The organism is Pseudomonas sp. AM14(2022) (genome assembly GCF_036346455.1).
GTDB lineage: Bacteria > Pseudomonadota > Gammaproteobacteria > Pseudomonadales > Pseudomonadaceae > Aquipseudomonas > Aquipseudomonas putida_A.
The window spans coordinates 159,064-180,958 of sequence record NZ_JAOTNY010000008.1; the positions used below are offsets into that span (position 1 = coordinate 159,064).

Below are 21,895 nucleotides of genomic sequence, written 5' to 3' on the forward strand. Positions count from 1 at the left end.
GATGACTCAGGAGATTTTCCATGCGCTTACCTTCTCGCCTGATCGGCGGTGTACTGGTCGCCACCCTGCTCACTCAACTCACGGCCTGCGGTTCGATTTTCTACCCGGATCGTCGCGGTCAGATCGATGGCAAGATCGACCCGGCGATTGCCGTGCTCGACGCCGTAGGCCTGCTGTTCTACGTGATTCCCGGCCTGATCGCCTTTGCCGTGGACTTCACCACCGGTGCGATCTATTTCGAACCGGGCCACACCGCTCAGGTCGATCCGGCCAAGCTCAAACAGGCGGTCGGCCCGGACGGTCAGGTCGATAACCTCAAGTTGCAGGCTATTCTCGAAACAGAACTGGGCCGCAACCTGCCGCTGGACGATCCACGCCTGATCCAGCACAAGGGCAGCACGCAACAACTGGCGATGTTCGGCCTGCAACCCGCCGCATAAGGAAGTCACATGACCACCAGCCCCGAACACGCCCGCCTGCTGCGGCTGGCAACCCGCGCTTCGGTGGCGGTGGCCTGCACGCTGATCATCGCCAAAGCCATCGCCTGGTGGCTGAGCGGCTCGGTGAGCATGCTCGCCGGCCTCACCGACTCGGCGCTGGATGGCGTCACTTCGCTGCTCAATCTGCTGGCGGTGCATTACGCGCTGCGTCCGGCCGATGACGATCACCGTTACGGCCACGGCAAGGCCGAATCGCTGGCGGGCATGGCGCAAGCGCTGTTCATCGGCGGCAGTGCGGTGCTGATTGCGTTCCAGGCGTATGAACGCATCAAGCAACCGGAGCCGTTGGGCGCGCCGTGGCTGAGCATCGGCGTGATCGTGTTCTCGCTGCTGCTGACCGCCGCGTTGCTGACGCTGCAACATCGGGTGATCAAGCAGACCGGCTCCAACGCCGTGCGCGCCGACTCGCTGCACTACCGTTCTGACATGCTGCTCAACGGCAGCATTCTGATTGCGCTGATCCTCGCCGGCATGGGCTTTCATCAGTTGGACGCATGGTTCGGTCTGGGGATCGCCGGGTACATCTTGTGGAGCGCGATCCAGATCGCCCGGGAAAGTTTTTCTGTGCTGATGGATGAAGAGCTGCCGACGGACGTCAGTCAGCACATGCTCGAACTGGCCTGCGCTGTACCTGGCGTATTGGGCGCGCATGATTTGCGCACGCGGATTTCAGGCAACCACTGGTTCGTGCAGTTGCATCTGGAGTTGCCAGGGGAGCTGACCTTGTCAGTGGCTCACGGCATCAGCGATCAGGCGGCGGACGCGATTCACGCCGCCTACCCGCGAGCCGAAGTGCTGGTGCACGCCGACCCGCAGGAAGTGGTCAAGACCGAGCGGGCGCAAACCCGGATTCAGTAAGACACCTGATAACCGCGACTGCTCAGGCAGTTGCCCTGAGCCTGACGGTAAGCCTGCACCACTTCAGATGCCGGTTGATAGGTCGCGGTACGCGGGTCGAAACCGCTCTGCTGCACGGCGTATTGGTAGCACTGATAACCGTCCTGCTGCACCTGTTCCGGCGACTGCCCGTTGGCCGGATAAGCCTCGACGTCATAGCCCTGGGATTGCGGCTGCGGTTGCGGCGGTTGCTGCACCGGCGGTTCGACTACGACGTAATCCTGAGTGGCTTCCTGATACGCATAGTAGGAACCGGCAGCGAGGAACAGCAGCGCACCGCCGATCCACACTTCACGGGCATAGTCCGGCAGATACTGGGTGCGAATCCCTCGTGGCGGCTGCACGACGATGTAGCGCGGGCCTTGCGGGCGATACCAGTAGCCGCCGGAATAGAAGTAATCCTGACCGCGATACGGCACTCGGTATTCGCGATCCGGGAAGCGGTCGATCACATGCCCCGGGCGGTATTGCGGGCCTGGACCCCAACCGTTGCCATGTCCGTCCGGGCGACCCGGCCAGCGATTGTCATTGGGCCGGTTGCCGGTTTGCCATTGCTGGTTGTGGTAGCCGTTCTGCGGGCGCTCGTCGCGGTAGTAGCCCTGACGCGGCTCCTGAGTCTGGCGCACAGTGTCGGGCCGTGGCTGGATCGGCAGGTTGTTCGACGGTGGCGCCTGATGCACCGGAGCAGGCTGATTGGGCGTGCGGTTCTGGTTCTGCCACTGGCCATTGTTGTGCTGCTGGCCGTTGTGCTCGAACTGGCGGCTGTTGTCGCCCCGAATGATTTCGTTGTTCTGCGGCCGCGGCTGATTTTGCGGCGGCGGATTGTTCTGCCCGTGGGGCTGATGATCGCCCCCATGGCCCTGGTTGTTTCCCTGATGCTCAGGGCCGCGTCCACCATTAGGGCTGCGGCTCTCCGGATCGTCGGCGAGCGCTTGCGCACTGACGCTCACACACAGCAAACCAACACCGGCCAGACGCCAGATGCGCGACTTCATGCTCTTCCTCACTGCGGGTATTAAGAGGGCTTGTAGCTAAGACCGGGAATACGCACACCGGGTTCTGCGACAGGTTATCAGTCACGAGACTTATTTATTGAGGAAGGCTGTGCATCGAGGCACAAAAAATCGCAGGCAAGAAAAAGGGAGACCCGTCGGCCTCCCTTTAGAGAACTTCGTCCTGGCTCGACGCTTTTGACGTCGGCTCACCTCACGCCGTCTTCTGGACAGTGTGCAGCTCGGGGGCCGGCCCATCCCCGGTGGGGGTGGCGGCCGCGGCGGGCCTGATTGGGCGGGCCGCAGTGGACTGTGTTACCGAGCAGTGATTCTGGTGATAAGAATAGGCCGCCAGGCGCGACAGAAGATTGCGAAGATTGCTCAAATAAACACTGCTTGCGCAATTTTTAACCCTGGATAGATAATCCGCCGCAATAGTTACAACCAAGGACTGATTCATGAGCAAACTCGACCGTTACGACCTGAGTATTTTGGCGGAATTGCAGCGCGACGCCCGCATCTCCAACCAGGAACTGGCCGAGCGCATCGGTCTGTCACCCTCCCCCTGCTCGCGCCGGGTCAAGCAACTGGAGGACGACGGCTACATCTCGCGCCAGGTCGCCCTGCTCGATCGCAAGATGCTCGGCCTGAGCCTGACCGCCTACGTGCTGATCGGCATGGACCGGCACACACCGGAGCGTTTCGAGAATTTCGAAGCGGCGATCCGCACCCTGCCGCAAGTGCTGGAATGCAGCCTGGTGACCGGCGTGGATGCCGACTATCAGTTGAAAGTGGTGGTGCCGGACATGGATCACTATCAGAAGCTGTTGCTGGGGCACCTGACCCGGATTGAAGGCGTGACCAGCGTGCGTTCGAGTTTTGTACTGAATCAGGTGCTCAACAGCACCGAACTGCCGCTGACGCATCTGCGCAACTGACATCGCCTTCGCGAGCAAGCCCGCTCCCACAGTTGAGATTCGTCAAGCACACTATCTGTGTTCAACCGAGATCCCCTGTGGGAGCGGGCTTGCTCGCGAAGAGGCCGGTACAGGCACCCCATAACCGCGGCACACCGACACAGGTCAATGCGGCCCTGCCACCCTCGGCGTATAATCGCCCAGCCCTTTCAGCCCTGTGCGCGCCGGAGATGCCCGATGGATCCTGCAGTATTCGAAGAGTGGATGATGACTGGCCTGGTCAGCATCCTGATCATTTTCATGGGTTTCATCGTCTGGGATCTGGCGAAGAAGTCCAAGGCCGGGCGTTTCGGCTCGTTCATTCTGTTCTTCGTCCTGGGTCTGGGCGTGGCCGCGTTCATCATCAAGAGTGTGGTGATCGGCCTGATCGAATCCGGCGCTCTATAGCCGCGCCGGCACTTCCTTCCACTGGCCCTGATCGAGCCCTTCGAGCGTCCAGTCGCCAATCCGTACCCGCACCAGCCGCAACGTCGGCAGCCCCACCGCTGCGGTCATCCGCCGTACCTGACGGTTGCGTCCTTCACGAATCACCAGCTCCAGCCAACTGGTCGGCACGCTTTTGCGAAAGCGTACCGGCGGATTGCGTGGCCACAGTTCAGGTTCTTCCAGTTGCCGCGCCTCGGCGGGCAGGGTCATGCCGTCGTTCAGTTCGACGCCATCGCGTAAACGCTGCAGTTGCTCGGCCGTTGGCTCGCCCTCGACCTGCACCCAGTACGTCTTCGGCAACTTGTGTTTCGGGTCGGCAATCCGCGCCTGCAACTGACCGTCGTTGGTCAGCAGCAGCAAACCTTCGCTGTCGCGATCAAGGCGTCCGGCCGGATAGATGCCGGGCAGATCGATGAAATCCTTGAGCGTCGCCCGCCCGCCTTCGTCGCTGAACTGCGTCAGCACATCGAACGGTTTGTTGAACAGGATCAGCTTCGGCTCGGCCGGCGGCGCCTTGGCGACACGGCGTGGAGCTGAGGGGGAAGGCTTCGCGCCAGGGCGGCGGGAAGGAGAACGCGGGGGACGGGACATAAGAGAACAAACATCTAACGGTCAGGGCTGCTAATGCTAGTAGCCCGACCGTTAAATGACCATCAACAAATCAGCGGAACGGCGGCTCGTCGAAGCTGCGCAGTTTGCGCGAGTGCAGCGAGTTGAGTTCGGTGCGCAGCAGATCCACCGCCGCGATGCCGATCTTCAAGTGTTGGCTGACCGCGCGCTCGTAGAACGCGTTGGCCGAACCCGGCAGCTTGATTTCACTGTGCAGCGGTTTGTCCGAAACGCACAGCAACGTGCCGTACGGCACCCGCAGGCGATAACCCTGGGCGGCGATGGTGCCGCTTTCCATGTCCACCGCCACGGCGCGGGACAGGTTGATCAGCGGACGTTCCTGCGCCCAGCGCAGTTCCCAGTTGCGGTCGTCGTAGGTCAGTACGGTGCCGGTGCGCAGGCGCTTTTTCAGCTCCTCGCCCTTCTCGCCGGTGATATTGGCCGCGGCTTGTTGCAGCGCCAGTTGCACTTCGGCCAGTGCCGGGATCGGAATGTTCGGCGGCACCACGCGGTCGAGAATACCGTCGCGACGCATGTAGGCATGGGCCAGCACGTAGTCGCCAATGGTCTGCGACTGACGCAGCCCGCCGCAGTGACCGATCATCAGCCAGCAATGCGGACGCAGCACCGCCAGGTGGTCGGTGATGTTCTTGGCGTTGGACGGGCCGACGCCGATGTTGACCAGGGTCACACCGTGGCCGTCATTGGCGATCAGGTGATAGGCCGGCATCTGGTAGCGGTGCCAGACCACGCCAGCGGCGATCGCCGAGGCTTCGCCGTGATCCATGCCCTTCTCGATGATCACGTTGCCCGGCAGCACCATGCGCACGAAACGCGGGTCGTTGCGCAGTTGTTCCAGGCCATGAACGATGAACTGGTCGACGTAGCGGTGATAGTTGGTCAGCAGAATCCACGGCTGTACATGGCGCCAGTCGCTGCCGGTGTAGTGCACCAGGCGACGCAGGGAGAAGTCGACGCGCGCGGCGTCAAACAGCGCCAGTGGCAGCGGATCGGTGTTTTCCCAATCGTAGAGACCGTCGGCAATGCCATCAGTGGCGGCGGACAGATCGGTACTCGGGAACACCCGCGCCAGCACCGCAGCGGTGACGCCGGAGCCGGCCAGTTCATCGCCCTGCTCGACCACGTATGGGTACGGAATGTTCTGTTGGCTGACACCGACTTCCACGGTCACGGTGAAGTCGTGCATCAACGGCACCAGTTGTTCCAGCAGGTATTTGCGGAACGCCTTGGGATGGGTGACGGTGACGCTGTAGGTGCCCGGCAGTTGCACCTTGGCGTAGGCGCGGGTGGTCTGCGGGACTTCGCCCTGACACAGGTAGGTCAGACGCAGTTCGGGGTAACGAAACAGAGCACGCTGTTCGGCGTCAGGCTCGACGCGATCCTTGAGGTAACGCTTGAGCGCCGAGTTCAGCGCAGTGGTGGCCCGCTCATGCAGCTCGGCCAGACGATCCACGGCTTGTTCGGCGGTTTGAACGACAATAAACGCTTCGGTCACGATCAGCTTCCTGTGTTCTGACTTGCAGAGCTTCATCTTGCCTGCAACATCGCGTCACGGGAACAGTGGCGTTGTGGCTATATCCAAATCTCCCTATCAATGGAGATCCCCCTGTGGGAGCGGGCTTGCTCGCGAATGCGCAGTGTCAGTCGACCTATCCATTGACTGACACACCGCATTCGCGAGCAAGCCCGCTCCCACAAGGGGATTTGTGGTGGGTCAGAAACCCTGGGGGGTAGCGCGAGCGACGATGGCTTCGACGTCCAGCCCACGCGGCAATGCACCGTAGACCCGGCCGCCACCACTCAGGCGGCTGGCAATGAACGCGTCGCTGACCGCAGAGTTGCCGGCCTCCAGCAATAGCTTGGCCTGCAAACCGAGCGCGATGTCTTCGGTGAGTTGCCGCGCCCGATACTGAATATCGCTGGTGTCCTTGAACTGCGCCTGCAACTGCTGGATATGCGCAGCCAGACGTTTGTCGCCATGGCCATCGCCCAACTCGCTGAACAGCACATCGAGCACACCCGGCTCTTTCGACAGTGCGCGCAAGACATCCAGGCACTGCACATTCCCCGAGCCTTCCCACGTCGAGTTGACCGGCGCTTCGCGATACAGCCGTGGCAGGATGCTCTCCTCGACATACCCGGCACCGCCCATGCACTCGGCGGCTTCGTTGATCATTCCGGGGGCACGTTTGCAGATCCAGTATTTGCCCACCGCCGTCACCAGCCGGGCGAATTGCGCTTCATGGCGATCATCCAGATGATCCAGCGCCTTGCCCATGCGCAGGCTCAGGGCCAGCGCGGCCTCGCTTTCCAGCGCCAGATCGGCCAGCACGTTCTGCATCAACGGTTGCTCGCTGAGCAGTTTGCCGCCGACCTTGCGGTGCGCGCAGTGGTGGCTGGCCTGGGTCAGCGCCTGACGCATCAGCGAGCTGGAGCCGACCATGCAATCGAAACGGGTCATCGCCACCATCTCGATGATGGTCGGCACACCGCGCCCCTCTTCGCCGACCATCCACGCCAAAGCGCCACGGAACTCCACTTCACTGGAGGCGTTGGACTGGTTGCCGAGTTTGTTTTTCAGGCGCTGGATGTAGAACTGATTGCGCGTATCGTCCGGGCGATGGCGCGGCAGCAGGAAGCAGGTCAGGCCCTTGTCGGTCTGCGCCAGCGTCAGGAATGCATCGCACATCGGCGCCGAGCAGAACCACTTGTGCCCGACCAGTTCATAGGCCTGCCCCGGGCCACTGGCACCGACCGGATAGGCCTTGGTGGTATTGGCCCGCACGTCGGTGCCGCCCTGTTTCTCGGTCATCGCCATGCCGATGGTCACGCCGGCCTTGTGCGCCATGCCGACGTTGCGCGGGTCGTATTCGGTGGCGAGGATTTTCGGCAGCCACTGCTCGGCCAGATCAGGCTGCAAACGCATGGCCGGGACACTGGCGAAAGTCATGGTCAACGGGCAACCGCTGCCGGCCTCGGCCTGGCTGTGCAGATAGCTCATCGAGGCGCGGGCGACATGCGCGCCGTCCTGCGGATGGGTCCAGGGTGATGAGGTCAGGCCATGTTCAATCGCGGTGCGCATCAGCTCGTGATAAGCCGGATGAAACTCCACCAAGTCGATGCGATGACCGTAGCGGTCATGACTGACGAACACCGGTTTGTTCTGATTGGCAAGGAACCCGGCCTCCATCAACGGCCCGCCGGCCAGCGCACCGTAGGCATCGATCCGCGACTCGGCCCACCCGGCGCCAAAGCGGCGCGACCACTCCTGCAATGGCAGGTCGATGCGGTACAGGTTGGCACCGTCCAGCGACGGTGGCTGGTTGGTGACTTCGTGGGTTTCGGCGAACTGATGCAGGTTCATGACGGGGCTCCTTTGGTCAGCCAAGGGATTCAGTTAAGCACCGGCCCGTGGCTGATCAAAGTGTCATATGCGCCGAACTGTCGGCGCTTTCACCCTATTATGCGCTGAGCACCCGACGCTCCAGCGCCGTCTGCAGGTCTTCGAATTTCACCGGTTTGTTCAGGTAATCGATGCGCGTACCCGGCGCGCAGTGCTCGCGATCTGTGCCCAGGGCCAGCATGAACACCGGCAGATTGGCGCAGCCGGGCAACCCATGAATCTGGCAGCACAACGACGCGCCTTCATGATTGGGCAACTGGCAATCGATCAGCACCGCGTCGAAGGTTTCCCGTTGCAGGCAATCAAGTGCCGCCGCGCCGTTGTCCGCCGTGCGCACGCGGAAACCGAGCTTGAGCAGCATGCCGCGCATCACCAGTTGATTGACGCTGTTGTCGTCCACCAGCAACACCGTGCAGTCCTGCGGTGCCCGGCTGCGCTCATGCAGCGCGTCCGGGGTTGGCGCCGCTTCAACCTGCGGCAGCTCGAACTCGACATCCAGTTGAAAACGGCTGCCGCTGCCTGGTTGGGAGCGGTGAGTCAGCTTGCCGCCGAGCAGTTCCACCAGTTGCCGACAGATCGCCAGCCCCACGCCCAGCCCGCCGTATTCGCGGGTCATCGAGCCATCAAGCTGGAAGAAGCGCTGATACATCGTCGCCTCGCCCAGATCGGTGAAACCGATGCCGGTGTCGATCACCGCAAACGACAACGCTAAGCGATTGCCCGCCGCCGGTTTGCCCGTCACTCGCAGCGCCAGACCGCCGACCCGGGTGAACTTGATCGCGTTGTCCAGCAGGCACTCCAGGCATTGCGCCAGTTTTGCGCTGTCGCCGTGCAAGCGATCCGGCAGGGTCGGCAGCACCTCGACCTTGAAGTCCAGCGACTTGCTCGCCGCGTTGCCGTCGAACTGCACGCGCAAGGCCTCGACCACCGCGCGCAGACTGAAGCTGCCCGGCGTCGCCTTGAGCTTGCCGGCCTGCAATTCGGTGAGGGTGAGGATGCCGTTGACCATGCGCATCATGTCCCGGGCGGAGCCGGCGGCGGTTTGCTGGTATTGCTCCAGTTCAGGCTCCAGCTCGACGGTCTGCATCAGTTCCAGCGAACCGATCACACCGTTCATCGGCGTGCGCAATTCGTGGGTCAGGGTCGCGAGGAATTCGTCCTTGAGTTTGTTGCTGTGGGCCAGTTGCTGGTTGAGCACTTCGAGTTTTTGCCCGGCATCGAACAGGGTTTGCGCCTGTTGCTCGCGCATGGCGTTGATGCGGTCGGCCAGCGCCAGCGACAGCAGCGCGACTTCGATGGCCGAACCGATCTGACTGGCGTACATGGTCAGGAACACGTTCGGCAGCAGGCCCAGCACCATCAGCGTATTGACGATGCCGCCGAGCAGGAACGCCGACCAGGCAATGATGAAATAACGCGCCACCCGCAAGCCGCGCCACCAGGCGAGAATCCCGGCGGCGAAGATCACCACGGTGAACACCAGCGCCAACAGGGTCGCCAGGCGCAGCGACAATGCGTAACTGGTCATCAGCGACAGCCCGACCACCAGCGCGCCGAACGCGATCAGGGCGATCAGCAGATAGTCGAGCCAGCGGCTGTGGGTTCTGGTCTGCAGGAAACTGCGGGCGAACTGGCTGCCGAACAACCCGGCGCAACCGATGAAAAACGGTGTGGCGGCGTTGGCCCACCACGGATTGTCCGGCCAGAAATACTCGACCGCCGCGCCGTTTACCGACAGTTGATAAAGGCCGAACGAGGCGATGTAGAAGATGTAATAGAGGTAGCTGGTGTCGCGCACGCTCAGGTAGATGAACAGGTTGTAGACCAGCATCCCCAGCAGCACGCCATAGATGATCCCCAGCACATACAGGCGCACCGGCTGGTCTTCGAGGTACGCGGTGCTCGACCATAACGTCACTGGTGCCTGGATCGAGCCTTCACTGGCCAGGCGCAGGTACACGGTTTTTTGCTGGTCAGGGGCGAAGGTCAGGTCGAACAGGTAATTGTTCTGCCGGATCTCGCGACTGGCGAACGGCAAGGCGTCGCCGGTCTGCCGGATCAGGCGGTAGTCGCCATTGGCATCGGCCATATAAAGGTCGAGGTGATCGAGCGGCGGATACGCCAGCTCCAGCAGCCAGGTGCGTTGCGCGGCCGGGTTGTTCGGACGGTAATGCAGATCGATCTTCAACCAGAACGCCGAGCGCGAGTAACCGGCATTGAGCGTGGCTTTGTCGTGGGGTTTGAAATTGCCCGCCGCCGCTTGAGCACGGACGTCGGCGATGTTCGCCTGACCGCTCGGGTCTTCGAACACTTGCAAGGAGCGGCCCAGCGGGAGGCTCTGGGTATTTTCGTCGAACTCGACGGCGCTTGCGAGGAGGGGCAAGCAGAACAGCAACATCAGCAAATAGCGCATTGAAGCCCCAGCGTGGCTCGTCCGGTTGTGTCAGGAAGCCCCCCATTCCCTTTGAGTAGACGTAAACCGGTATTACCTGTTATTGGTTTGGATCCAGCCTAGCATAGCCGTTGATGGCCATTGAGCACCATCGAAATTTTTCCCACAAAGGCTCTAGAACGGGCGTTTCAGAGCAAAGCAGCAAGCTAGAGCTGTTGAGTTGGTCAACTCGGTAAAGCAGCAGACATTGTGAATGCTTTTGTGATGACAAGCTCGATCGGGACTGAACCCCAAATTCAGCTTTGGTGGTAAGCTCGCGCACCATGAATATCTACAGCTCCCGCCCCGTTGTCCTCTGTCTCTCCGGCCACGACCCCAGTGGTGGCGCCGGCTTGCAGGCAGATATCGAAGCCCTGCTTGCGCAGGGTTGCCATGCGGCTCCGGCCGTCACCGCCCTGACCGTGCAAGACACTGTCAACGTCACTGACTTCCGCGTCCTCGACCGTGAGTGGGTACTGGCCCAGGCCAATGCCGTGCTCAACGACTCCGAAGTCGCTGCGGTCAAACTGGGCATGCTCGGCTCGCTGGAAATGGTCGACACCGTGGTCGAACTGCTCTCTGCGCACCCGCACTTGCCAGTGGTCTGCGACCCGGTGCTGCGTGCCGGCGGCGGCGGACGTCTGGGCAAGGATGAAGTCGGTTATGCGATGCGCGAGCGTCTGCTGCCGCTGTCGATCATTGCCACCCCCAACCTGCCCGAAGCCCGAATCCTCGCCGAACTGCCCGAAGGCACTGCGGACGAGTGCGCGGAAAAACTCCTGCCGTTCGTCAAAAACCTGCTGATCACTGGCGGCCATGGCGACGAAACTGAAATCCACAATCGCCTGTACAGCCGTGACGGCCTGCGTGAAACCTTCTATTGCCAGCGTTTACCGGGCAGTTATCACGGTTCCGGCTGCACATTGGCCAGCGCCCTCGCCGGTCGGCTGGCCCAGGGTGAAAACCTCGCCGGCGCCGTGCGTACGGCACTGGATTACACCTGGCGCACCCTGCGCGATGCCGAACAACTGGGCAAAGGCCAGTTCGTGCCGCGTCGCCTGCCGCTGGATTTTTGCTCGTAACGTCGTGAGGTCTGCCTGATGAAACTCCGTGGCCTGTACGCCATCACCGACAGCCAATTGCTGGCGGGCAAGTTTCTGTCGTATGTGGAGGCGGCGCTGGAAGGCGGCGTCACCCTACTGCAATACCGCGACAAAAGCAGCGACGAGGCCCGCCGTCTGCGCGAGGCCGAAGCGCTACGCGATCTGTGCGAACGCTACAAGACGCAGTTGATCATCAACGATGACGCCGAATTGGCCGCACGCCTCAACGTCGGCGTGCACCTGGGGCAGACCGACGGCCCGCTGTCGCCGACCCGCGCCCTGCTCGGCTCCAAAGCCATCATCGGTTCGACCTGCCACGCGCAACTCGAACTGGCCGAGCAAGCCGCCAAAGAAGGCGCGAGCTATGTCGCCTTCGGTCGCTTCTTCAATTCCAACACCAAACCCGGCGCGCCAAGCTGCAGCCTCGATCTGCTCGACGAGGCCAAACGCAAGCTGCATCTGCCGGTCTGCGCGATTGGTGGCATCACCCTCGACAACGCCGCGCCACTGGTGGCCCACGGGGTCGACCTGCTGGCGGTGGTCCACGGTTTGTTCGGTGCCGAAAGCACCGCCGAAGTGACCCGCCGCGCCCGCGCCTTCAACGAACTTCTGAAAATCTGATTTGAGAGCCCGATCATGTCTCGTTCCGAAACCCTGTTTGCCAATGCCCAGAAACACATTCCCGGTGGCGTGAACTCGCCGGTTCGCGCCTTCAAGAGCGTGGGCGGCACACCGCTGTTCTTCAAGCATGCCGAAGGCGCCTACGTCACCGACGAAGACGACAAGCGTTATGTGGATTACGTCGGTTCGTGGGGGCCGATGATCCTCGGCCACAGCCACCCGGACGTGCTCGATGCGGTGCGCAATCAACTGCAGCACGGCCTGTCCTACGGCGCGCCGACCGCGATGGAAACCGAGATGGCCGACCTGGTCTGCTCGCTGGTGCCGTCGATGGACATGGTGCGCATGGTCAGCTCCGGCACCGAAGCGACCATGAGTGCGATTCGTCTGGCCCGTGGTTACACCGGTCGCGACAGCATCATCAAGTTCGAAGGTTGCTACCACGGTCACTCCGACAGCCTGCTGGTCAAGGCCGGCTCCGGCGCTTTGACTCAAGGCGTGCCAAGCTCCGCCGGTGTACCGGCAGCGTTCGCCAAACACACCCTGACCCTGCCGTTCAACGACATCGATGCCGTGGAGAAGATGCTCGCCGAAGTCGGTCAGGACGTCGCCTGCATCATCGTCGAGCCAGTCGCTGGCAACATGAACTGCGTGCCGCCGGCACCGGGTTTTCTCGAAGGCCTGCGTTCGCTGTGCGACAAGCATGGCGTGGTGCTGATTTTCGACGAAGTGATGACCGGTTTCCGTGTTGCCCTCGGCGGTGCACAGGCGCACTACGGCGTAACCCCGGATCTGACCACTTTCGGCAAGATCATCGGCGGCGGCATGCCGGTCGGCTGCTTCGGTGGCAAGCGCGAAATCATGGAACGCATCGCGCCACTGGGCCCGGTGTATCAGGCGGGCACCCTGTCGGGTAACCCACTGGCGATGGCCGCCGGTCTGACCACGCTGCGCCTGATCAGCCGTCCGGGTTTCCATGCCGAGCTGACCGACTACACCACGCGCCTGCTCGACGGTCTGCAACAACGCGCCGATGCCGCGGGCATTCCGTTCGTGACCACGCAAGCGGGTGGCATGTTCGGCCTGTACTTCAGCGGCGCCGACGACATCGTCACCTTTGAAGACGTGATGGCCAGCGACGCAGCACTGTTCGGTCGCTTCTTCCACCTGATGCTGGAAGGCGGCGTGTACCTGGCACCGAGTGCATTCGAAGCCGGTTTCACCTCGATCGCCCACGGCGAAGCCGAGCTGAAAATCACCCTGGACGCTGCCGAACGTGCCTTCGCTGCACTGAAGTAATCGCCGTACCGCTGACGTTGGCCATGGCCAGCGTCAGCTTTCACCTACACCCACGCTGTTTTTCCCACGCCTCTGCTAAAAATCCGCCAGAAAGTGGCCGATATATTCCCCGCGCAGCAGAAAAACGAGTAAAGACTTTGTAAGGTTGGCCCTGCTTATTTCATAATGCGCGCTTATTGGATCCCTCGATGGGTCCGCGTGCCCTTCAGAGGTAAGTCGATTCCCATGAACCGCACCGGCCGCACCCTTGCCTTGGGCTGCCTGTTGCTCCTTCAGCCCCTGCTCGCGCATGCACAAGCAGGCGGCAACTCGTTGTTGATCCCGGCGATGGGTCGTTGCACCCTCAACACTCAGCCGCAAGACGTCACGCAGGCACTGGCCGCCTGCCAGAAAGCGGCCGACGAAGGGGATGCGCAAGCGCAATACGAGTTGGGTGAGTTCTACTACAACGGCAAGAATGCGCCACGCGATCTCAATCAAGCCCTGAGCTATTTCGAAAAGGCCTCGCTGCAAGGCCACGCTCAGGCGCAGTTCAAGCTTGGCACCATGTTCTTCCACGGCGAAGGCGTGCAGGCCAACAACATTCAGGCGTACATCGTGCTGAAGATGGCCGCGGTCAACGGCGCCGAAGATGCGCTGGACACCGCCGACGAAGTCTCCGAAAAAATGTCCCGCGAAGACCTCGAAACCGCGACCCAGGTGCTCGGGCAAATTTTCCGTAAATACCTGATGGAACTGCAGAGCGCCGACGGGCGTACGCCGTTCTCGCCATTGCCATAAGCGCTTTTGTGGCGAGGGGATTTATCCCCGATGGGTTGCGAAGCAGCCCCAAAACCCTGCAATCAAGCTCCTTCTGACATACCTTGCTGAATGGACTTGCGCCTGCTTCGCAGTCGATCGGGGATAAATCCCCTCGCCACAAATCATTTCAAATCCAGATCCGGGCTTACTTCTCAGGCATCGGCATCGGAAACGGCATCACATTGCCGACCGCGCCACGGGCTTCGCTGATTTTCGGGGTGCCCAGACGTTCCACCTCGTCGATGCGCACGATCGAATGCATCGGCACGAAGCTGCGCACCACGCCTTCGAACTGCGCCTTGAGCTTCTCTTCGCTCGGATCGACCACCACTTGCGTGCGCTCGCCAAAGACGAACTCTTCCACTTCCAGAAAACCCCACAGATCACTTTGATAGATCTGCTTGGCGTACATTTCGAACACCTGGCCCTGGTTGAGGAAAATCACCTTATAGATTGGAGCTTCGCGTTTGGTCATGGCGGGGGGATAACATCGGGGATAAAAATGAGGGCGCAAACTATAGCATAGCCGCCGGACGCACAGCGGTAGGAACCTGAGGGCTTGTTCCCTATAATGCGCGGTTCTTTGAATCAGGTGACGACCTTACTCCATGGCCAAGAAGCTTTACATCGAAACCCACGGTTGCCAGATGAACGAGTACGACAGCTCGCGCATGGTCGATCTGCTGGGCGAACATCAGGCCCTGGAAGTCACCGCCCGCGCCGAAGACGCCGACGTGATTCTGCTCAACACCTGCTCGATCCGCGAACGTGCTCAGGATCGGGTGTACTCGCAGCTCGGCCGCTGGCGCGAACTGAAACTGGCCAACCCGGACATGGTGATCGCCGTCGGTGGTTGCGTGGCCAGCCAGGAAGGCGCGGCGATCCGTGATCGCGCCCCGTATGTCGACGTGGTCTTCGGCCCGCAGACCCTGCACCGTCTGCCGGAAATGATCGACGCCGCGCGCAGCAGCAAGTTGCCGCAAGTCGACGTCTCGTTCCCGGAAATCGAAAAATTCGACCATTTGCCCGAGCCGCGCATCGACGGCCCGAGCGCCTACGTGTCGGTGATGGAAGGTTGCAGCAAGTACTGCACGTTCTGCGTGGTGCCCTACACCCGTGGCGAAGAAGTCAGCCGGCCGTTCGATGACGTGATTGCCGAGATCATTCACCTCGCCGAGAACGGCGTGCGTGAAGTGACCTTGCTGGGGCAGAACGTCAACGGCTATCGCGGCCTGACCCACGATGGGCGTCTGGCCGATCTGGCCGAGCTGATCCGCGTGGTCGCCGCTGTCGACGGCATCGACCGCATCCGCTACACCACTTCGCACCCGCTGGAGTTCTCCGACAGCCTGATCCAGGCCCACGCCGAAGTGCCGGAGCTGGTCAAACACCTGCACTTGCCGGTGCAGTCGGGTTCCGACCGGATCCTCGCGGCGATGAAGCGCAACCACACCGCGCTGGAGTACAAATCCAAGCTGCGTAAACTGCGCGCTGCCGTGCCGGGCATCTGCATCAGTTCGGACTTCATCGTCGGCTTCCCCGGCGAGACCGAGAAAGACTTCGAACAGACCATGAAGCTGATTGCCGACGTCGGTTTCGACTTCTCCTACTCGTTCGTCTATAGCCAGCGCCCGGGCACCCCGGCGGCCGATCTGGCCGACGACACCCCGGAAGAGCTGAAGAAAGAACGCCTGAACGCCTTGCAGCATCGTTTGAATCAGCAAGGGTTCGAGATCAGCCGACAAATGGTCGGTTCGATCCAGCGCATTCTGGTCACCGACTACTCGAAGAAAGACCCGGGCGAGCTGCAAGGGCGTACCGAGAATAATCGTATCGTCAACTTCCGCTGCGATAATCCGACCCTGATCGGCCAGTTCGCCGACGTGCACATCGACGCGGCGCAACCGCACTCGCTGCGCGGCTCGTTGATTCAATAACACCGCGCGTCTTCTGTCGTAGGGCTGTTGTGGTGAGGGGATTTATCCCCGATGGTTGGCGCAGCCGACCCAAAGCTGAAGTTGTGGTTAATCTGCCATACCGAAAGCTCTGGTTTTGGGGCCGCTCCGCGGCCCATCGGGGATGAATCCCCTCGCCACAGATAACTCCACCCGCCACAGAAAGGCTTTCCAGACTCGCATCGATATTTAAGAGCTTTCGCACCCACGCCACTGGCGTTATCCTTGATTTCATCTTAATTGCCCCAGGGCGGCTAAATACGACCTTGAACGCACCCATAGAACCACATCGTTTTATCCTCGAGCCCTTTGAGGCTCGCCGCTTCGCCAATCTGTGCGGGCAATTCGACGAGCATCTGCGCTTGATCGAACAGCGCCTGGCCATCGAGATCCGCAACCGCGGAAACCAGTTCGAGCTGATCGGCGACCCCAAGCACACCACGTCTGCGGAAAACCTGCTGCGCCGCCTGTACCGCGAAACCAAGGGTACCGAGCTGTCGCCGGACATGGTGCACCTGTTCCTCCAGGAATCGGCCGTGGTCGAACTGGACAACCACGCCCCCGCCGAAGCCTCCGTCGCTCTGCGCACCAAGAAAGGCATGATTCGCCCACGCGGCCTGAATCAGCTGCGCTATGTGAAGGAAATCCTCGGCAACGACATCAACTTCGGCATTGGTCCGGCCGGTACCGGCAAGACCTATCTGGCCGTGGCTTGCGCCGTCGATGCCCTGGAGCGCGAGCAGATCCGCCGCATCCTGCTGGTACGTCCGGCGGTTGAAGCGGGTGAAAAACTCGGCTTCCTGCCCGGCGACCTCGCCCAGAAGATCGACCCGTACCTGCGCCCGCTGTACGACGCCCTCTACGAAATGCTCGGCTTCGAATACGTGGCCAAGCTGATCGAGCGCCAGGTGATCGAAGTCGCGCCGCTGGCCTACATGCGCGGTCGTACGCTGAACAACAGCTTCATCATTCTCGACGAAAGCCAGAACACCACCGTCGAGCAGATGAAGATGTTTCTGACCCGGATCGGCTTCGGCTCCACCGCCGTCATCACCGGCGACATCACCCAGGTCGACCTGCCGCGCGGCACCAAGTCCGGGCTGCATCATGTGATCGAAGTGCTCAAGGACGTTCCTGGCATCAGCTTCACCCACTTCCAGCCCAAAGACGTCGTGCGCCATCCGTTGGTGCAGCGGATCGTCGAGGCCTACGAGCGCTTCGAGACCCGTGCCGAAGCCGCCAGGGAAACCTCGCGCGATGCTTGAGCTGGATCTGCAAATCGCTACCGAAGCGAACGCCCCGAGTGAAGCCGACTTCCGCAAATGGTGCGAACTGGCCCTGCGCCAGCGCAGCGCCGACTCGGAAATGACCATTCGTCTGGTTGGCGAGGAAGAAGGTCGTGAGCTGAATCACACCTGGCGCCATAAGGATTACGCGACCAACGTCCTGTCGTTCCCGGCCGAAGTCCCGGACGAGTTTCTCGACATCCCGCTGCTCGGCGATCTGGTGATCTGCGTGGCCGTGGTCGAGCGCGAAGCTGCCGAACAAGGCAAGGAACTCCAGGCCCATTGGGCACATCTAGTCATTCACGGCTGCTTGCATCTGCTCGGTTACGACCATATAGATGACGACGAAGCCGAAGAAATGGAAGCACTGGAACGCGAGTTGCTTGCCGAACTGGGCTATCCCGATCCGTACGCGGACGACGAAGCCGAAACATCCCCTATCGTTACAACAAAGGATTCAGAGTAATCGCTATGAGCGAAGATCGATCGAGCAACGGGCAGAAGTCATGGCTGGGTAAACTGACCCAGGCTTTTGCCCACGAGCCGAAGAACCGTCAGGAGCTGCTTGAGCTGCTGCGTGATGCACATCAGAACAAACTGCTGGACAGCGAAGCGCTGGCCATCGTCGAAGGCGCCATTCAGGTGGCTGACCTGCAAGTACGCGACATCATGGTGCCGCGCTCGCAGATGATCAGCATCAAGGCGAACCAGACACCCCGTGAATTCCTCCCGGCCGTGGTCGACTCGGCCCACTCGCGCTATCCGGTCATCGGCGAAAGCCACGACGACGTGATGGGCGTGCTGCTGGCCAAGGATCTGCTGCCGCTGATCCTCAAGGAGAACGGCGACAGCTTCAACATCAAGGACCTGCTGCGCCCGGCCACCTTCGTGCCCGAGTCCAAGCGTCTGAACGTATTGCTGCGTGAGTTCCGCGCCAACCACAACCACATGGCCATCGTCATCGACGAGTACGGCGGCGTGGCCGGTCTGGTGACGATTGAAGACGTGCTGGAGCAGATCGTCGGCGACATCGAAGACGAGCACGACGTCGAAGAAGACAGCTACATCAAGCCGCTGCCCAGCGGTGACTTCCTGATCAAGGCCCTGACACCGATCGAGAACTTCAACGAGTTCTTCGACAGCGAATTCTCCGACGACGAGTTCGACACCGTCGGCGGTCTGGTGATGAGCGCGTTCGGGCACTTGCCAAAACGCAACGAAATCACTGAAATCGGCGCCTATCGTTTCCGCATCCTGAACGCCGACAGCCGTCGGATTCATTTGCTGCGACTGACGCCAATCGCTCGTTAAATCTAAGGATTGGGGTATGTCATCAGCTATTTCCTGTATCGCGTTGCGCCTGAAAGCGGGCCAGGCAAGGCGCAGTCCGCAGGGAATGGCATTCCCTTTCCAAGGACTGCAACGCAGCATGGCCCGCTTTCAGGCGTAACCCGGAGGGCCGGGCCTGCTGTTACGCAGGGCTGCGTTGCTCGTCGTTCATTTGAAAAACCAAACTTCACTCCTCGCGCCTTGCCCTGCGTAACAGCAGACCCGGCGCGATACAGGAAATAGCTGATGACATACCCCCTGCGCTGGACAACCCGCCCCGGCTGGCCCGGTAACCTGCTGGCCGTGGCGGCCGGTGCAATCACCACCTTCGCCCTCGCCCCGTTCAACATCTGGCCGCTGGCTTTGCTCGCGGTTGGGCTGTTCTACGCCGGCCTGCGCGAGCTGAAACCGCGTCAGGCGCTGGGCCGTGGCTGGTGTTTCGGTTTCGGCCTGTTCGGCGCCGGCACCAGCTGGATCTACTGCAGCATCCACCACTTCGGTGGTGCCTCGGTGCTGCTGGCCGGGTTCCTGATGTTGCTGTTCACCGCAGCGATCGCCTTTTTCTTCGCCCTGCCCGCGTGGGTCTGGGCGCGCTGGTTGCGCCGCAACGAGGCACCGTTGGCCGATGCGCTGGCGTTTGCCGCGCTGTGGGTCGGCCAGGAAGCGTTTCGTGGCTGGTTTCTCACCGGTTTTCCGTGGCTCTACTCCGGTTACAGTCAGCTCGACGGCCCATTGGCCGGGCTCGCGCCGGTGGGCGGCATGTGGTTGGTGTCGTTCGTTCTGGCGCTGACTGCGGCGCTGATCTACAACGCACCGCGCCTGCTGCAAACCGGTCGTAAAGGCTTTATCGCGGCCGGTTTGCTGTTGCTGGTCGGGCCATGGGTGGCGGGTATTGCGCTCAAGGGCCACGCCTGGACCAGTCCGTCCGGCCCGGCACTGAGCGTCGCCGCGATTCAGGGCAACGTCGAACAAAGCATGAAATGGGATCCGGCGCAGCTCAACGCGCAACTGGCGCTGTACCGCGATCTGAGTTTTCGCTCCAAGCCGGTGGATCTGCTGATCTGGCCGGAAACCGCCGTGCCGGTGCTCAAGGAGTCCGCCGAGGGCTACTTGAACATGATGGGCAACTTCGCCGCCGAGCGTAAATCGGCGCTGATCACCGGGGTGCCGATCCGCGAGACGGTTCGTCACGAAAAACGCTTCTTCAACGGCATCACCGTGGTCGGCGAAGGCGATGGCACCTACCTCAAGCAGAAACTGGTGCCGTTCGGTGAGTATGTACCGTTGCAGGATCTGCTGCGCGGGTTGATCGCGTTCTTTGACTTGCCGATGTCCGACTTCGCTCGCGGTCCGGCGGATCAGCCGCTGCTGCAGGCCAAGGGTTATCAAATCGCGCCATTCATCTGCTACGAAGTGGTGTACCCGGAATTCGCCGCTGGGCTGTCGGCACGCAGCGATCTGCTGCTGACAATCAGCAACGACACCTGGTTCGGCACCTCGATCGGCCCGCTGCAACACCTGCAAATGGCGCAAATGCGCGCACTTGAGGCCGGCCGCTGGATGATCCGCGCTACGAACAATGGCGTGACTGGGCTGATCAACCCGTTCGGGCAGATCACCGAGCAGATCCCGCAGTTCGAACAGGGCATTCTGTATGGCGAAGTGGTGCCGATGCACAACCTGACGCCGTACCTGCAATGGCGTTCATGGCCGCTGATCATCGTCTGTGTGCTGCTGTTTGGCTGGGCGCTGATGGCGAGCCGGATGTCGAAAACCCTTTAAAAAGCTTCGCGAGCAAGCCCGCTCCCATATTTGGAATGCAATTCAAATGTGGGAGCGGGCTTGCTCGCGAATGGACATCAGTAGCACCCAATCAATCAGGGTTGGCATCACCCCGGTAAAACAGCGAATACCCCACCTGCCCCACCGCCTCATTCAGCAACTGCCCGCTCTGCCAGATCGACTTGAACTCCGGCAGCCAGCCACCAAACGGGCGCGCATTATCGGTTCCGAGAAACCCGACGGGCGCCGGCACCACTTCGAATCCTGCCTGCTGGAAACACCACACGGCGCGCGGCATGTGCCAGGCCTGCGTGACCACCACGACGCGCTTGATGCCTTGGGGCAACAAGATGTCGGCGCTGAATTTGGCGTTTTCCCAGGTGGTACGGCTCTCGCCTTCCTGCCAGCGCGTGGTCACGCCGAAATCATCGCGCAACGAATCGGCCATCAGCTTCGCCTCGGTCGGCGGCGTGCCGTAATGCAGGCCACCGCTGGTCAGAATCGGCAGCCCGGAGGCCTTGGCCAGTCGCGCCGCATAGCGCTGACGCTCCAGCCCCACGCCGGTTGGCTGGTCCTCGCCCCAGGCCAGATCGCCGCGCTCGCGCCCGGAACCCAGCACCACGATGGCATCGGCGCGCTGCGCCAATATCGACCACGACTCACGGGGCAGCGGCGGCTCACGCTCCAGCGCTTTGGCGCCCCATTGCACCACCACCGGCAGGCTCATCAGCCAGAAACCACCCAGGCCAAGAGCAAAACACAGGCCGGCCAGCCGTGGCCGGGAGCGGCGCAGCCACCAGGCGACCAGCAACAGCAGCAAAAGAATGCCGGGCGGCAAGAGCAGTTGTTTGATGAAGTAACGAAAAGGCATCGGGGCATCTCCAGAGATGCCCGAAGCCTAAGAGTGTTAATGAAACGTTACAACCGATAGGTAGGATCCTGTTGGAAAAGATCCGTTACTTGACCTGCCATGCGATTACTTGGCCTGCACAGAACGAACCTTTACGGTGTCTCTGCCGGGCGCCTTGTCCTTGAGCCAGATGACCTTGGCTGAATGTGCTGCATCGAGCTGTTTCACTGCCTGCGACAGGTATCCATGCGATTCACGCTCACTGCGATCCAGATAGGCCTTGACCAGTTTGAACTCGGCGGGGCTCAAGCCACGCAATTCCAGTTCCACGGGGCGCTCATCGCGCAGCCGGCCAGCGGTTTTTGCAGCGTCGAGCGCCATGCCCAGACGATCCATCAACCGTTCATACAACTCGGGTTTCGTCACGTTTTTCTGCCGTTGCTCCACCATCCCTCACCTCATTGAAGATAAGACTCACTCCCCAATAAGAGCTTAGCTTCGCTGCACAAACCGGCTGAACGCCGCGACCAACGGCCCTCGCCACGGTTTTCCGGGGCCAGACAGCTGTAATCAGGGTTTCCCTAGGCCAAGCGCGGTCATGTATGCTACGGCG

General features: G+C 61.5%; 21 protein-coding genes. 13 read left to right on the forward strand and 8 right to left on the reverse strand.

Going from position 1 to position 21,895, the window contains the following annotated elements:
* Positions 1–20: 20 nt before the first annotated feature.
* Positions 21–440: a hypothetical protein gene (locus V3W27_RS17495; RefSeq protein ID WP_003228492.1), complete on the forward strand. Its 420-nt coding sequence runs from the start codon at positions 21–23 to the stop codon at positions 438–440.
* 9 nt (positions 441–449) lie between these two features.
* Entirely contained in the window at positions 450–1,358 is a 909-nt protein-coding gene (locus V3W27_RS17500; protein ID WP_098965762.1) for a cation diffusion facilitator family transporter, read from the forward strand.
* Here the strand turns inward: V3W27_RS17500 and V3W27_RS17505 are convergent.
* Positions 1,352–2,392, reverse strand: a complete 1,041-nt coding sequence (locus V3W27_RS17505; RefSeq protein ID WP_150368167.1) for a DUF6515 family protein — start codon at positions 2,390–2,392, stop codon at positions 1,352–1,354. The genes V3W27_RS17500 and V3W27_RS17505 overlap by 7 nt on opposite strands.
* A gap of 455 nt (positions 2,393–2,847) precedes the next feature.
* On the opposite strand from V3W27_RS17505, the gene V3W27_RS17510 reads away from it, so the two are divergent.
* On the forward strand, positions 2,848–3,327 hold the full coding sequence (locus V3W27_RS17510; RefSeq protein WP_008081091.1) for an Lrp/AsnC family transcriptional regulator: 480 nt from the start codon (positions 2,848–2,850) through the stop codon (positions 3,325–3,327).
* A 216-nt stretch (positions 3,328–3,543) separates the two neighbouring features.
* Positions 3,544–3,753 carry a DUF2788 domain-containing protein gene (locus V3W27_RS17515; protein ID WP_003228500.1) on the forward strand — a complete coding sequence of 70 codons (210 nt, stop codon included), beginning with the start codon at positions 3,544–3,546 and terminating at the stop codon, positions 3,751–3,753.
* Here the strand turns inward: V3W27_RS17515 and V3W27_RS17520 are convergent.
* The 4 genes from V3W27_RS17520 to V3W27_RS17535 all read right to left on the reverse strand — a co-directional run bounded on the left by V3W27_RS17520 (position 3,748) and on the right by V3W27_RS17535 (position 10,238).
* On the reverse strand, positions 3,748–4,383 hold the full coding sequence (locus tag V3W27_RS17520) for a pseudouridine synthase (RefSeq protein WP_260319940.1): 636 nt from the start codon (positions 4,381–4,383) through the stop codon (positions 3,748–3,750). The genes V3W27_RS17515 and V3W27_RS17520 overlap by 6 nt on opposite strands.
* 70 nt (positions 4,384–4,453) lie before the next feature.
* Complete coding sequence (gene amn, locus V3W27_RS17525) at positions 4,454–5,953, reverse strand: AMP nucleosidase (protein ID WP_167734182.1); 1,500 nt, start codon at positions 5,951–5,953, stop codon at positions 4,454–4,456.
* A 183-nt stretch (positions 5,954–6,136) separates the two neighbouring features.
* Positions 6,137–7,786 (reverse strand): acyl-CoA dehydrogenase family protein, encoded by a 1,650-nt coding sequence (locus tag V3W27_RS17530; protein WP_258676222.1) that lies wholly within the window; start codon positions 7,784–7,786, stop codon positions 6,137–6,139.
* A 97-nt stretch (positions 7,787–7,883) separates the two neighbouring features.
* Entirely contained in the window at positions 7,884–10,238 is a 2,355-nt protein-coding gene (locus V3W27_RS17535) for a hybrid sensor histidine kinase/response regulator (RefSeq protein ID WP_330207151.1), read from the reverse strand.
* Between the two features lie 302 nt (positions 10,239–10,540).
* Between V3W27_RS17535 and V3W27_RS17540 the strand changes: the two genes are divergently transcribed.
* The 4 genes from V3W27_RS17540 (at position 10,541) to V3W27_RS17555 (ending at position 14,059) form a co-directional block, all read left to right on the forward strand.
* On the forward strand, positions 10,541–11,338 hold the full coding sequence (locus tag V3W27_RS17540) for a hydroxymethylpyrimidine/phosphomethylpyrimidine kinase (RefSeq protein WP_330207152.1): 798 nt from the start codon (positions 10,541–10,543) through the stop codon (positions 11,336–11,338).
* An 18-nt stretch (positions 11,339–11,356) separates the two neighbouring features.
* Positions 11,357–11,980, forward strand: a complete 624-nt coding sequence (gene thiE, locus V3W27_RS17545; protein WP_007960555.1) for a thiamine phosphate synthase — start codon at positions 11,357–11,359, stop codon at positions 11,978–11,980.
* A 15-nt stretch (positions 11,981–11,995) separates the two neighbouring features.
* Positions 11,996–13,279, forward strand: a complete 1,284-nt coding sequence (hemL, locus tag V3W27_RS17550; protein WP_134787403.1) for a glutamate-1-semialdehyde 2,1-aminomutase — start codon at positions 11,996–11,998, stop codon at positions 13,277–13,279.
* Positions 13,280–13,504: 225 nt separating this feature from the next.
* Positions 13,505–14,059, forward strand: coding sequence for a tetratricopeptide repeat protein (locus V3W27_RS17555; protein ID WP_330207153.1), 555 nt, complete (start codon positions 13,505–13,507; stop codon positions 14,057–14,059).
* Positions 14,060–14,225: 166 nt separating this feature from the next.
* Here V3W27_RS17555 and V3W27_RS17560 read toward each other — a convergent pair whose 3' ends face one another.
* Entirely contained in the window at positions 14,226–14,555 is a 330-nt protein-coding gene (locus V3W27_RS17560; protein ID WP_003185742.1) for a DUF1820 family protein, read from the reverse strand.
* Positions 14,556–14,688: 133 nt separating this feature from the next.
* On the opposite strand from V3W27_RS17560, the gene miaB reads away from it, so the two are divergent.
* From miaB to lnt, 5 genes are all read left to right on the forward strand, one after another.
* Positions 14,689–16,017: a tRNA (N6-isopentenyl adenosine(37)-C2)-methylthiotransferase MiaB gene (gene miaB / locus V3W27_RS17565; protein WP_007960557.1), complete on the forward strand. Its 1,329-nt coding sequence runs from the start codon at positions 14,689–14,691 to the stop codon at positions 16,015–16,017.
* Between the two features lie 284 nt (positions 16,018–16,301).
* Complete coding sequence (locus tag V3W27_RS17570) at positions 16,302–17,300, forward strand: PhoH family protein (RefSeq protein ID WP_097089326.1); 999 nt, start codon at positions 16,302–16,304, stop codon at positions 17,298–17,300.
* Positions 17,293–17,787 (forward strand): rRNA maturation RNase YbeY, encoded by a 495-nt coding sequence (gene ybeY / locus V3W27_RS17575; RefSeq protein WP_330207154.1) that lies wholly within the window; start codon positions 17,293–17,295, stop codon positions 17,785–17,787. The genes V3W27_RS17570 and ybeY overlap by 8 nt, the downstream gene beginning before the upstream one ends.
* A gap of 5 nt (positions 17,788–17,792) precedes the next feature.
* The gene (locus tag V3W27_RS17580) at positions 17,793–18,632 is read left to right on the forward strand and encodes an HlyC/CorC family transporter (protein ID WP_027612886.1); all 840 of its coding nucleotides are present in this window, start codon (positions 17,793–17,795) and stop codon (positions 18,630–18,632) included.
* Positions 18,633–18,908: 276 nt separating this feature from the next.
* Positions 18,909–20,432: an apolipoprotein N-acyltransferase gene (gene lnt / locus V3W27_RS17585; protein ID WP_330207193.1), complete on the forward strand. Its 1,524-nt coding sequence runs from the start codon at positions 18,909–18,911 to the stop codon at positions 20,430–20,432.
* Positions 20,433–20,523: 91 nt separating this feature from the next.
* Here the strand turns inward: lnt and V3W27_RS17590 are convergent, their stop codons facing one another.
* Together V3W27_RS17590 and V3W27_RS17595 are read right to left on the reverse strand one after the other, a co-directional pair.
* A complete protein-coding gene (locus V3W27_RS17590; protein ID WP_330207155.1) occupies positions 20,524–21,303 on the reverse strand; it encodes a YdcF family protein in 780 nt (259 codons plus the stop codon).
* A 105-nt stretch (positions 21,304–21,408) separates the two neighbouring features.
* Positions 21,409–21,732: a hypothetical protein gene (locus tag V3W27_RS17595; RefSeq protein WP_096796296.1), complete on the reverse strand. Its 324-nt coding sequence runs from the start codon at positions 21,730–21,732 to the stop codon at positions 21,409–21,411.
* Positions 21,733–21,895 lie beyond the last annotated feature (163 nt).